The organism is Alicyclobacillus cycloheptanicus, assembly GCF_028751525.1.
Lineage (GTDB): Bacteria > Bacillota > Bacilli > Alicyclobacillales > Alicyclobacillaceae > Alicyclobacillus_L > Alicyclobacillus_L cycloheptanicus.
The window spans coordinates 2,261,109-2,274,356 of the sequence record NZ_CP067097.1; the positions used below are offsets into that span (position 1 = coordinate 2,261,109).

Consider the following 13,248-nt stretch of genomic DNA (forward strand, 5'->3'; position numbering starts at 1 on the left):
GCAGGATAAGGAATCTCGCGAGTTTGACCGCGAGGTTCCTTTTGCGTTTGTCGTACACCAACACGTTCCGTTCAGTTTTCACTTCATCACTTTAATGGAACAAAGTACCGTTGAATTGATCGTCACTTTCGTTGCATAATCATGCAGTCGAAGGGAGATGTACGAAGTTGGAGCAGCCACAACTGAAGAAAGACATCGGGTTGTTCATTGCAACCGCTCTGGTGGCCGGCAACATGATGGGCTCGGGGATTTTTATGCTTCCAGCAACCTTGGCTCAGAAAGCAGGTCCAGGGTCAATCATACTTGCGTGGATTTTAACTGGGATGGGTTCTATCTTCTTGGCATTATCTTTTGCAAACTTGGGCACGAAGTATCCGAGGACCGGTGGACCCTATGAGTTTTCCCGGCGAGCGTTCGGGAACTTTACGGGGTTCCTGAATGCATGGCTGTACTGGAACGGATCGTGGATTGGCAATGTAGCGGTCATTATCGCCATCGCGAGTTACGCGGGTTCCATTTTCCCAATACTGACAAACAATCATGTGGTGGGGTTCGTCTTTACAAGCGTCGTTTTATGGGTGTTTACCGGCATCAACATTCTCGGGGTGCGGTTGGCCGGGAAGATTCAAACGATGATTACTGCGTTTGAAATTTTCCTGTTTCTCGGCTTCATCATCGTCGCCGCGATCCACTTTCACGGTGCAAACCTGACCCCCTTGTTCCCGCATGGCCAAGGGCTGGGAACCACCTCCAGTGCAGCGTCTTCCACACTGTGGGCATTCATCGGCCTCGAAAGTGCGACGGTTGCTGCCGGAGAAATTCGCAATCCCGAGAGGAACATCCGGCGCAGTACGATTCTTGGAATATCGATTGCCACGATGCTCTATATGGCGATCAATGTATTCGCCATCGGCGCCATGGGTCACAGCCGTTTGGCGCAAAGCTCCGCGCCAATTGCAGATATTCTCAGCCAGTTTTTGGGGGGCGGGGTTGGTAAAGTCGTCACGATCGCGGCCGTGATCAGCATTCTTGGCACGACCATCGGGTGGTTGTTATCGACCGCGCGCATCGCGTTTGCTGCTGGAGAAGATGGCGTATTTCCGAAGGCATTCGCCAAAGTTCATTCCAAATATCAAACGCCTTATATGGCTTTGATCATTGGGTCCGTCCTTGCGAACCTTTTGTTGCTGATGAATTACACCAAGAGCTTCAATTCAGCATTCATTTTTGTGACCCTGCTTGCCACATTGTCGTACCTGCCTGTGTACGCTTTTACGGCGGCATCCGAGATTATGCTCATGAAGAAGATGAAAGAGATGAACCTGCTCAAGTTCATCAAAGTATCGTTGATTCCATTGCTTGGCTTCCTCTACGCAGGCTGGGCGATTTATGGTTCCGGTGCACAGACCGTCATGTACGGCTTTTTGTTAATGCTGGCGGGTGTTCCCTTCTATCTGTATATGAATCAAAGACGGATGAGTGAAGTGGACACCATCGAGCAGAAACATTACGAAGCCGGTGGGTCGCCGGTGCATTGAGCGACCGCGTTGTATGACGGCGTTGCGTGACGATCACGATGGATACCCTTGCACCGCGTTTGAGACAAGCCCCGGACTGTGTCCGAGGGCTTGTCTTATCTAAAGTGCTGTGGAACGGCTGCATGTTGGGCGACACCATGGTCGCCCCATCCACCAGGTCGTTTCGATTAAATGTTCAGATAATACGCATTGATTTCTACTTATCAACATACTATAATGCAGATAAACGTCCACATCATGAGACGAAAATCACAATATGGAGTGAACTCCCGTTATGCAGACGGAATATGCGGACCATAGCATTCGAGTGTTTAAGAAAATTGCCATGGTACTCGACTACATCACGGATGCGAAAGATCCGATTTCGGTCACGGCGATGGCAAAAGAACTCAAGCTGCCTCGGGCGACACTCTATCGAATTCTCGATGCGCTTGAGAAAGAGGACATCCTGGTGCGCAGCGAATCCAGCTATCGGCTGGGGAATCGGCTGTTGTACTGGGCGGTGGACACGCTCAATCACTATAGTCTTCGAGATTTAATTCGACCCCACATTGAGCGGCTTTCCGATGAGACCGGGTTGACCAGTTCGTTCTATATCCGTGTGCAAGCGAGCCGGGTATGCATGGATCGCGTAGACGGTCGTACCGACCATCGACCCTATGTGAGGGTTGGTCAGCATTTGCCATTACATGTGGGGGCACCTGGACATGTATTGGTCGCTTGGCTGCCAGACGACGAACGGGCCAATATCCTCGCGCAATCCGAGGAGCACTATCCGGGACTAGCACGCGATCCGAAGGGCATCGATTGGGAACGCATTCGCCAGGAAAAGTGGGCCTTCTCGTCTGCCGAGCACTTCCGCAACATTGCCTCTCTGTGTTCACCCATTTTGGACGGGGAAGGCCAGCCAGCGGGGGCGATCTCCATTTCCGGCCCGCTTGATCATTTGAACGTTGACAACTTCACCACGTACCTTCCCTTGTTAACGAATGTCACTTCGGAGCTCACCCGGTTCATCAGTCGGATGCCGGGACTTTATGCACAGGAGATGGTTCGCGGTGGATTTTGATGTAACGGCCGAGCAGAAGTTGTTCGTGGAATCCGTAACAGCCTTTGGGCAAAGGTATTTTGCCGACGGCGCATATGCGGAGGAGGAGCCCGAAGGGTACCCGCACAAGTATCTCAGGCTTCTCGCCAATCAGGGACTCACCGGGATTTGTTTACCCGAGTCGCACGGAGGACTCGGAGGGTCGCTGATGGACGCTGTGCTCGCAATCGAAGCGATGGCACAAGTGGCACCGCGTGCGGCTGATATGATTCAAGCGACCAACTTCGGTGCGATTCAGCAGATTGCAGCATATGGGACGGAGGCCATCCAAGCCCGATTTCTCCCGGCACTGCTCACGGGCGAAAGGCTCGTCAGCGTCGGGATGAGTGAGCCAAACGCCGGCAGCGCCACGACCGAGATCGCCACGACCGCAACCTATACGGACGACGGAGTCGTCATCCGCGGGGGCAAGACGTTCAACACCAATGGTTCCCATGCGGATTTGTGGGTGGTATGGGTTCGATTTGGCCCTGGAACGCGGGGGATTGGCTGCGTAATCGTCGAGCGCGGCACGCCGGGACTCGACGTCAACGCGACTTCCCGGTTCATCTCCGGCGAGCCGTACGCGATGTTGTCGTTTGACGACTGCGTGATTCCCAAGGACTATGTGATGCTCGATCACGACGGCTTCAAGAAGCTGTTCACCGTCTTCAACATCGAGCGGCTGGGCAACGCGGCGCGGTCTCTAGCGTATGGCGAGAAGGCGCTTTCGCTGTCCGTCGATTACCTCAAAGAGCGCAGGCAGTTTGGTCAGCGGCTGGCGGATTTCCAGGGGCTGCGCTGGAAGATCGCCGATATGAAAGTGCAGTTGGAGAGCGCAAAAATGCTCTTATACCGGGCGGCTGCAGATGCGGACAAAAATGGCGGTGTTCCGAATCCAGCGTATTGTTCGCTCGCCAAACTCGCCTGCAACGAGGCCGGTTTCTTCGCCGCGAATGAAGCGCTGCAGATGTTCGGCGGTTATGGCTACACAGCCGAAGGTCCGATTCAGTACATGTTCCGCAGGACAAGAGGCTGGATGATTGCTGGCGGCACCGTGGAAATTCAACGGAATCAAATCGCGACCCACCTCCTCGGGAAACCGGAGCGTCCGGGAAAGGAGACGGGAAGATGAGTGTGGCGAAGCGGCATTTGCCCTCTATCCGTACGTTGGATGAATGGACTTCGAAGGAGCGGCTCGCCACCTATGGAATTGCAGTTCCGCAACAGCATCTCGTCCATACCGTGGACGAGGCGGTGGCGGCAGCCGATCGAATGGGGTATCCCGTGGTCGTGAAACGGGTCACCGACATTCACAAATCTGATGGAGGCGGGGTGCGCGTTGGTTTGTGTACAGCTGCCGACGTGGCGGATGCCATCCGTGAGATGTCATTGGGCGCATCAAGTACATCGGAGTCGGTTGCCTGGGTGGAACCTCGATTCAGCGTGCAACAGTGTTTACCAAGGGGAACCGAGATGTTGCTCGCTGTACGGCGCGATGCGCAGTTTGGATTGTGCCTGCTCATCGGTCGCGGCGGCACGGAGGCAGAAGCGTTTCACGATACAGCATACAGGTTGTGGCCGTTGACGGAGGAGGATGTGGTAAATCAGATCCGGTCCTTACGCACGTGCCGTCCGTGGCTCGAACCTTGGCGCGGGAAGGCACCGGAGCTCGATATGGCTGCTCTTTGGACCCTGCTGAAGTCACTCCGTTCGATGTTTGAAGCGAACGCCGGGCTCGTCGAAGTTGAGCTCAATCCGGTCATCTTCTGGGGGGAGGGGAAAGGCCTGGGCATCGCGGACGCCAGAATTTCTGAATATACGAACGATTTGGTCTCAGGATATCCGGTCGACGGGGTAACCCCGCATCGCCAGGATGCTCGTAATCACCGCGCCGGATTGACAGCCGGTGCGACCACTGAGCATCCGGCACTGGTGTCAGAGAAGGCTTCGACACCGTCCACGTCGGCGTTGATTCAGACGTTCTTTCATCCAAAACATATCGCCATCATTGGCGCCACGGAAGAACGAGCGAAGCTTGGAGGCCGGCTCACACGCTACGTCACTGCGCACAAGTTTCCGGGAGAAATCGCCTATGTGAACCCGAAGCATCGCGGTCAGCCCGGGTGGTACGCTTCACTCTCTGAAGTGCCTGGACCAGTCGATGTTGCGCTCGTCGCGGTACCTTCCCACCAGGTGGAGCGGGTACTCACGGAGTGCCGGCAGTGTCAGGTTCCCACCGCCATTGTCTACGCATCGGGATTTGCCGAGACCGGCGACGAGGGGCGTCAGCGCCAGGAGCGGTTACTGGCCGCCACGCAAGGTGAGGTCCGATGGGTCGGCCCAAATTCGATGGGCATCGTGAGTCAGACGGATGACACCTATCTTGCGTTCGGCATGACGTTGGAAATGGAAGAAACGCCGAAGGGAAACGTCGCTGTCGTGTCGCAGAGCGGCGCGTTGTCGAGTTGTCTCATCGGTCGGTTTTGGGAGTCCGGTATCGGGTTCAGCCGCTGGATCACAACCGGCAATGAAGCCGATCTCACCCTCTCAGATTTCCTGGATGCGTTGGTGGACGATGACGCGACATCGGTCATCGGCTTGTTCATCGAAACCATCCGGGAGATTTACGGATTTGCGGCGGCCGCGAGACGTGCGATGGCGGTCGGCAAGCCGATCGTGGCGCTGAAGGCAGGGAGGACGGAGCTGGCGAGGAAGGCCATCGAGAGTCACACCGGATCGCTCGCGGGGGAAGATGCGTTGTACGACGACTTCTTCCGTCGACTCGGCATCGTTCGCGCAGCAGACTTTGCGCAATTCTCCGATGCACTTCGTATCTTGTCGCGCTACAAAGAGATGTCCGGGCGCCGCATCGGTGTCGTATCCACCTCCGGCGGGGCGAACAGTCTGGTTGCGGACGAGGTGGAGCGCTTGGGCCTGGAGTTACCTGCATTCACCGAGCGTACGGTGCGTCGGTTGGGCGAACTCATTGACGACTTCGGCGCTGCCCACAATCCGGTGGATGTCACGGTGCAGCTCACCGTACATCCAGAGACGTTTGGTCCAGTGGTCCAAACCATTGTGGACGACCCGAACGTCGACGCCCTGCTCGTCGTGCTCACGACCAATTCGGACCCGCCGGCAGCTGTGATGGCGGATGCCCTCGTTGCCCAAATGCGTGTCTTGGAGAAGCCGGTTGTCATCGTTCGCATGGGACCGGAGTCGATCGCGCCAAAGGCGTTGTCCGTCTATCGGGCCAACGGAGTTCCAGTGTTCACGACGCCAGAACAAGGGGTACGGTGCCTTGCAAGTTTGGCAGCGTATGCCGAGGCCAGAAGGCGGGGTGTTCAAGGATGACGATTGCAGGGCAGCTCGCGAGGTTTACGACTTCGCTTGGCAAAGAACGACTGGGCGATCCGGTGAGGAACGCATTCCGCCTGCACCTCCTTGACTTTTTCGGGGCCGCGGTGGCGGGTGCCAGTGAGGGTGTGACAGAACAGAGTCTGGACGCGCTATGCAGAATGGGGTCCATGCCGCAATCCTCCATCCTTGGCCGGATGGACACGGTTTCCGCTGCCGATGCGATGTTTGTGAATGCGGTCAGTGCGCACAGTCTGGAACTCGACGACGGGCACACCGGTGCGTCGCTTCATCCAGCGGTCGTCATCTTTCCGGTGGTTTTGGCACTCGGTGAGCGGATGGGACTGTCGACCGACGATCTCATCGTTCCAACCGTCGTTGGCTACGAAGTGATGATTCGCATCGGTATGGCAATGCATCCGCACAGCCGGCGGCACGGGTTCCACAACACCGCCATCGCTGGGGTGTTTGGGGCCGCGGCTGCCGCCGCACACATGCTTCAACTGGATGAGGCGCAAACGGTGCACGCGCTTGGGCTCGCAGGTAGTCATGCAGCCGGATTGTTCGAATTCCTTGCGACGGGCGCCGATAGTAAGCGGATTCATCCGGGGCGAGCGGCGAGAGACGGATGGTTGTGTGCTGAACTGGCAAGGTCCGGTGTCACAGGACCCGAATCGGTATTTGAAGGGACCGATGGATTCTTTCAGGCCTATGCGGGAGCGTGGAAGGAACACGTGTTCGACGGCCTCGGCGACCCATTTCAAATCACGCAAAGTTACGTGAAACCGTACCCGTGCTGCCGTCACTTGCACGCCGCCTTGGACGCGGTGCTCGAAGCGAAGGCGAAGGGATTGTCGGGCGATGTGGTCGATCACGTCGAAATCGAAACATACGAAGTCGCAGCCCGCCATCATGGTCACAACATTCGCTCGATGCTCGACGCACAGATGAGTTTGCCGTTCGCCGTCTCGCTCGCGCTGGAAGACTCCGCCATCCCCCTCGCCGCCTTCCGGCAGGCGCCCGACAATGCCGCGCGCTGGGAAGAGAAGATGCAGCGTGTGACTGTCCACACACGAGCGGATTTGAACAATATCTATCCTCGCCTCCGCCCGGCTGAAGTTCATTTCCACGGGCCGCAAGGGGCTCTGTCGGTGCGCGTAGATGTACCCCTTGGTGAACCGGATCGACCGTTGTCTGCAGAACAGGTCGCGCGCAAATTCACAGATTTAACGGAGGGAGTGCTCGGATCGACGCGAGTGGAAACGGTCATCAATCTCGTCGCGAAGGGGGGCGATATCAGGACGCTGATGAAGAATCTGCGTCCAGCGGACGCTGCCATTGCTGCCGACGGACGTTGATGCGGTTGTTGAGGCGCGCCCGGACCAGGCTCAACGAAAGGGAGGAGAGCACTCTGGAGAAGTTACTGAAACCAACATCGATCGCATTGGTGGGTGTGTCCAGCGATGCGGAGAAAATCTCCGGACGGATGCTGCATATTTTGCAGGGCTATCAGTTCGCGGGTACGTTGTACTTGATCAATGCCAGAAGAGTGGAAATCGGAGGGCTGAAGTGTTACCCCAGTTTATCCGACCTGCCGGAGACACCCGACCTCGCCATCGTCTTGGTACCCAGTCAGGCGGTACTGGGCGTCGTCAAAGAGGCCGTGTCGATGGCGGTGCCCCACGTCATCATCTATTCGTCTGGCTTCAGTGAAGCTGGCGAGACCGGCCGAGCCATGGCCGCTGACCTGCTTCGGGCCACACAAGGTTCTCGCACCCGAATTATGGGTCCGAACTCTGAAGGACTCATCCAAGTTCCTCGCAACCTTCCGCTGTCGTTTAGCCCTGTCATCGATCCCGCCCGTCAGCGAGCCCGCTTCCGCCCCGGCACCACCGCGGTCGTGTCGCAAAGCGGCGGAATCGGTTTCGCGGTGGCAGATCACCTGGAGCGCGCCGGGATTGGGATTCACACGGTAGTGACGACGGGAAACGAGATCGACCTCGAGCTGTCCGATTTCGTTCGCTACTTCGCCACGCAGCCAGACGTGGAAAACATCTTTATGTTTTTGGAAGGATTGAACGATCCCGCCGCATTCGTGGAGGCCTGTACCCTGGCGCATGCGCATGGCAAGCTGCTGGCCGCCATCAAGGTGGGGGAAAGTGCAGCGGGCCGGCCGGCGGTCACCGCCCACACCGGTAAAGTTCCAGATGAAAACCTGGATTTCAAGGACCTGTTTCGATCGGCGGGGGTCGTCCCATTGGCCGATATTTCCGACGTGATCGATGTCATCCAGTCCAAACATCGACTGCGCACAGCGACGGGCCGCCGCGTCGCCGTCGTCACCGTGTCCGGGGGCGGCGGAATTTGGGTGACGGACCAGCTCGCAACGGTGGGGCTGCAAACGCCTCGACTGACGCCCGAACTGACGGCTTCCCTGCGCAAATACGTCCAGCAGTACGCCAGCTTGCTGAATCCCATTGACGTCACTGCCCAGGCCATCTACGATGGCGCGTTCGCGCCTGTGTTGAGGGAGATCGTAGCGGCTGACGAGATCGACGCGGTGCTCATTGTCGGAACCTTTGGATATGACCATAAACTGCTCCTCGATCACGATTTTCGGAACGCCGTTGAGCAATCCGATAAGCCCATCGTCGTCTTCTCTTACACACCACCATCCAATGACGCCACCATGGAATTCGAGACACTTGGCATTCCTTGGTTCACGTCACCTCGACGGGCGGCGCTCGCGCTAGCAGCGGTATGCGGAAGGGTCCCGTCGAGCGAGGCGTCGGTTTCATCGACCCGTGACGTCGGCCGCAGGGCCGATCCGGAGGTTGCTTCGGCCGCGACAGATATCGCGACCTGAGTCTATGGGTACAAGTCCATCGACAAAATCAGAGGAGGTATTGCAATGTCAGAGGAAACGCATGAGCAGGAACTGTATGTCGAACGGGATGGGTACGTGGCCACAATTGTGTTGAACCGGCCGCATCATCTGAATGCATTTACGATGTCGATGATCGACAAGTGGGCGCAGGTGTTGAATGAATTAGCTGAAGATCCTGAATGCCGCGTGATTGTGCTGACTGGCCGCGGAAAAGGGTTCTGCAGCGGTGTAGAGATTGAGAACCTTGGTCAGGGTGGAGACCCGACCCCGCTCGACCGTAAGCACACGCTGTTCAAACGGATCCATAAAATCCCGCTCTCTCTGGAGGCCATTGACAAGCCGGTCATCGCCATGGTCAACGGCACGGCCGTCGGGGCAGGCCTGGACATGGCCTTGATGTGCGATCTGCGCATTGCGGCGAAGTCTGCGAAGCTCAGTGAAGGGTATGTCCGTGTCGGCCTCGTACCGGGCGACGGCGGCGCCTATTTTCTCCCGCGCCTCGTTGGGACGGCGAAGGCGCTGGAACTGTTGTGGACTGGGGAATTCATTGATGCCGAGACGGCTGAACGCCTCGGCATGGTCAATCATGCCGTTGACGATGAAAAGTTGGTGTCGTTCACGTATGCGTTGGCACATCACATTGCGTCCATGTCGCCTCTGGTCGTGCAGACCGCAAAGCGTGCCGTGTATCAGAGTGTGAAAACCGACCTTCGAACGGCACTGGACCTCATTTCCTCGCACATGGGCATCATTCAGAGCACGGATGATTCGAAAGAAGCGCTGCGTGCGTTCACGGAAAAACGCAAAGGCAACTATGTCGGACACTGAACAGGAAAGGGTGGCATGGGACGCCATTCGCGGGGGTTGAGTTGTCGTGGAAATTGAAGCCAGGTCGGCTGGCCTGTGGTGCCTGCCGGCACCCGATGCGTTTGGGGGCGGGGGCCCCAATACGTCTGAGATGGTGATTGCGGCGGAATAAGAAGAATAGGAGGGGACTTAGATGTCCGTAAAGCAGCTCCAGGAGGACGTCGTCCAAGTCGGGCGGATTCGGTACAAAAGGTCGTCGTACGTCAGTGTTGTCGTGGTGATGACCTTTATCGGATGGTTCTTGGCATCATTCGACTCGAATATGCCAGGTCTTGCTTTACCACTCATCTTGAAAGATTTGCATATGAGCATTGGTGTCGGTGGATTGATTTTGAGTCTCGGTTTTTTGGCGTCGTCGTTGTTTGGGCTTGTGGTCGGGCCCATGATGGATCGACTAGCGTGAGTTTCCGGGTTACGAGAATTTTTTCCAGAGAAAATCAGCGCACAATTTAATTTGCTCCCCGTGAAGATGCACCCCAACTGCAATTGTTGGATGGATATTTGTGGTTGAATATCCATCCAAAAGTATTACCCTACTTTTGTCGCGGTATATTTCTAGTAGATTTGGCTATTTTGCGCCGCGTTTGCAGGTGAATGGACTTCGTTGTCGAATGTATGTATTACCCTACTGTAGAGGTGGCGATTGACCTGGCTTCCATCATCAAAAAGAAGAAGAAGGGCCAAGTGTATTACTACCTCGTGGAATCAGCCCGTGTCGACGGGAAGCCTCGCATCGTACGCCAGAAGTATCTGGGCCGTGCGGAGCACATCGCTGCAGCCATGGATGCACCATCTGATCTGGACCAACCCAAGTACAGCATTGTCCTTGAGTTTGGATCTGTCATGGCACTGTATGACTTGGCCAAGCGACTGGGTGTCGTGGAACTCATCAATCAGGTAGCTCCCAAGCGCTCGCAGGGTCTGACCATCGGAGAATACATGCTCATTGCTGCGATCAATCGAGCGGTGGATCCCACAAGCAAAAGCAAGATTGCTGCATGGTTCACGAAAACATGCCTGGATCGGGTTATCCCAGCCAAGGCGCATCATTTGTCCAGCCAACGCTTTTGGGATCATATGAATGCCCTGTCTGAACAGGCGATTGGTGAGTTTGAGGATGTGTTTACTCAAAAGGTTGTCCAAACCTACGGGCTGAGCCTGGACTGCTTGATCTATGACACGACAAACTTCTTCACATTTGTGGACACCAACTCGGACAGCAAACTGCCTCAGCGCGGCCATAGCAAAGAGAAACGCGGCGATTTGAAGATCGTCGGCTTATCCATGATGGTCTCTCCGGATTTCAATGTCCCGCTCTTTCATGAAGTGTACGCGGGGAACCAGCCGGATGCCAGGCAGTTCCTGGACGTTGTCGAAAGACTACAAAAGCGGTTCGAAAAAATTTGCGACCGGAAGCTTGAACCAACGCTTGTGTTCGACAAAGGGAACAACTCGCCGGAACACCTCAAACAGCTACAAGCCGGAACGACGAAGTTCCACGTAGTTGGCTCCCTGAAGCTTTCCCAATGCAAACCGTTGCTGGACATTGACCGAGCAGAATTCGTGCCGGTTACGGGCACCAAGTACGAGGGGGTCACGGCCTACCGCACTACGTATCCAGCGTATGGTCAGGACATGACGGTGCTTGTAGTCCACAATCCCAGGCTGGAAGAAGGCCAACTGCAGGGAATTCAAAAGAACATCGAGAAGTGCACGACTCGCCTGCGCGAACTGCAGACAACTCTCAAGGCCCGTCAGGAGGGAGTGATTCGGAAAGGGCGCAAGCCCACCCTCAGCTCCGTCCAACATCAGGTCGACCAGATTCTGCATGCAGAGTTCATGAAAGATCTGTTTGTCGTTGAGCTATCTACCGTGTCGGATGCGGTTCAGTTGGAATTCTCGCTGGACCTGTCGCGGCTTGAAGAGCTGCGCAAACGTCAGTTGGGGAAAACAATTCTCTACACGGACAACCACGACTGGACTAACGAACGGATTGTCACGGCTTACCGGTCGCAGTATCACATTGAGCAAGCCTTCAAACAAATGAAGAACGCAGATCACCTGGACTTTCGACCGATCTATCACTGGACTGATCAAAAAATTCGGGTCCACGCCTTCTACTGCGTTCTGGCCCTTCGCTTGTGCAGCCTGCTGAATCGGGAACTGCATGGTCACGGGATCGACATCAGCATCAATCGGATGCTGGACATCCTGGGCGAAGTCAAACAGGTCATCACCGTATACCCAAAGAAAGGTGCAAGCAAAAAGGATCGGCAATCGTTCTCGCTGAGTAAACTGGATCCGGATACAAGACGCATTGTGGAAGCTTTGAATTTGGATCAGTATCGAATCGGTGGGTAATACAACGACTCCCCCGTAATCCCTTGCTGGGCTTACGTTCCTGAGCATTCGCTAACATAACCCGGAAACTCACGCTAGGCCGCAAACGGAGTTTTCAGATTGTTTTGCTAGGAACGGGTATCTTTAGCGGAATCACGTCGTTCGCCGGAAGCGCCTTGCAATTCGGCATCATCCGGTTCTTGGCGGGTATCGGTATCGGCGCCGAGTTTACGGGGAACGTGCTCGTGGCGGAAGAAGCGCCTTCACGTGTACGCGGCATTCTGATGGGGATTGTGCAAGCCGGGTATCCAGCTGGCGGTGCCATCGCAGGTGTGGTGGCCACGGCCATTCTCCCAACTGGAAACTGGCGGCTCCTCTTTGTTTTCGCCTTCTTACCGGCGATCTTTATCATTTTGTTCTCGTTCCTGTTGCGCGAACCTCCTCGCTTTCGCGATTTGACGAAGGTTGTTCAAGCGAGGGACAAAATTGAACACGGCCAAACGGTCGAGACCCAGTATGAAATTGACGAACATAAGGCGACAAAGCAAGGACTCAAGCAGATTTTTGGCGCCGATCTCGTTCGTCAGACCATCGTGACCTCCCTGTTCGGACTCTTCATCAACGGCGGCATTGGGATCGTCCTTTCGCTGGCGACAGCGTACCTGACGAGCGTCGATCATCTCACCATCGGCCAAGCCGCCGGTGCCGTTGCCGCCAGTAACTTTGCGGCGTTGTTTTCGCAAGTGGCGGTCGGTTTCCTTGCTGACGTCATCCCGGCGCGCAATCTGTTGATTGGCTTGTCGATCATCGCTGCCGTTTTCATGTATCTCCTGTCCATTCCCGGCTCGTACGGATGGGTGTTGTTCTCCTTGATTGGCTTCGGGCTGTTTGGGAATGGAACGTTCGGGTGCTACACCCGATACACGGCGGAGTCGTTCCCGACCCGTGCACGAGGAACAGGTACATCGTTCGCACTTGGTATCTCGCAAGTCTCTCTATTCTTCATGCCAGCCATCGGCGGTGTGATCATGGGTTCCGGTCATCCGTCGGCAGTACCGATTCTAGCCGCTGTCCTCGTGCTTTGCGGTGGCATCATTACCTTGTTTGGACGTCGCATCAGCCCACGGATGGAACTCGAAGAGATCGCAGTTTGATACAGGGAGGTATCG

Annotated in this window: 10 protein-coding genes; all 10 read left to right on the top strand. The window is 56.0% G+C overall.

The annotated features are described in order from the left end of the window. The first annotated feature begins 167 nt into the window (after positions 1 to 167). The 10 genes from JI721_RS10400 (at position 168) to JI721_RS10445 (ending at position 13,233) form a co-directional block, all read left to right on the top strand. Positions 168 to 1,538, top strand: a complete 1,371-nt coding sequence (locus JI721_RS10400; protein ID WP_274454809.1) for an APC family permease — start codon at positions 168 to 170, stop codon at positions 1,536 to 1,538. A 274-nt stretch (positions 1,539 to 1,812) separates the two neighbouring features. Beyond that, positions 1,813 to 2,607 carry an IclR family transcriptional regulator gene (locus JI721_RS10405; RefSeq protein WP_274454810.1) on the top strand — a complete coding sequence of 265 codons (795 nt, stop codon included), beginning with the start codon at positions 1,813 to 1,815 and terminating at the stop codon, positions 2,605 to 2,607. Beyond that, entirely contained in the window at positions 2,597 to 3,760 is a 1,164-nt protein-coding gene (locus tag JI721_RS10410; RefSeq protein ID WP_274454811.1) for an acyl-CoA dehydrogenase family protein, read from the top strand. Before JI721_RS10405 ends, JI721_RS10410 begins: the two co-directional genes overlap by 11 nt. Beyond that, complete coding sequence (locus tag JI721_RS10415) at positions 3,757 to 5,982, top strand: acetate--CoA ligase family protein (protein ID WP_274454812.1); 2,226 nt, start codon at positions 3,757 to 3,759, stop codon at positions 5,980 to 5,982. Before JI721_RS10410 ends, JI721_RS10415 begins: the two co-directional genes overlap by 4 nt. Then, positions 5,979 to 7,343 (top strand): MmgE/PrpD family protein, encoded by a 1,365-nt coding sequence (locus JI721_RS10420; RefSeq protein WP_274454813.1) that lies wholly within the window; start codon positions 5,979 to 5,981, stop codon positions 7,341 to 7,343. Before JI721_RS10415 ends, JI721_RS10420 begins: the two co-directional genes overlap by 4 nt. Then, positions 7,343 to 8,851: a CoA-binding protein gene (locus JI721_RS10425; RefSeq protein WP_274454814.1), complete on the top strand. Its 1,509-nt coding sequence runs from the start codon at positions 7,343 to 7,345 to the stop codon at positions 8,849 to 8,851. The genes JI721_RS10420 and JI721_RS10425 overlap by 1 nt, the downstream gene beginning before the upstream one ends. Positions 8,852 to 8,896: 45 nt before the next feature. Then, entirely contained in the window at positions 8,897 to 9,700 is an 804-nt protein-coding gene (locus tag JI721_RS10430; RefSeq protein ID WP_274454815.1) for an enoyl-CoA hydratase/isomerase family protein, read from the top strand. Between the two features lie 172 nt (positions 9,701 to 9,872). Then, positions 9,873 to 10,142, top strand: coding sequence for a hypothetical protein (locus tag JI721_RS10435; protein WP_274454816.1), 270 nt, complete (start codon positions 9,873 to 9,875; stop codon positions 10,140 to 10,142). A gap of 191 nt (positions 10,143 to 10,333) precedes the next feature. Beyond that, positions 10,334 to 12,100: an IS1634 family transposase gene (locus JI721_RS10440; RefSeq protein WP_274454817.1), complete on the top strand. Its 1,767-nt coding sequence runs from the start codon at positions 10,334 to 10,336 to the stop codon at positions 12,098 to 12,100. Positions 12,101 to 12,204: 104 nt separating this feature from the next. Then, positions 12,205 to 13,233, top strand: a complete 1,029-nt coding sequence (locus tag JI721_RS10445) for an MFS transporter (RefSeq protein ID WP_274454818.1) — start codon at positions 12,205 to 12,207, stop codon at positions 13,231 to 13,233. Positions 13,234 to 13,248: the final 15 nt, after the last annotated feature.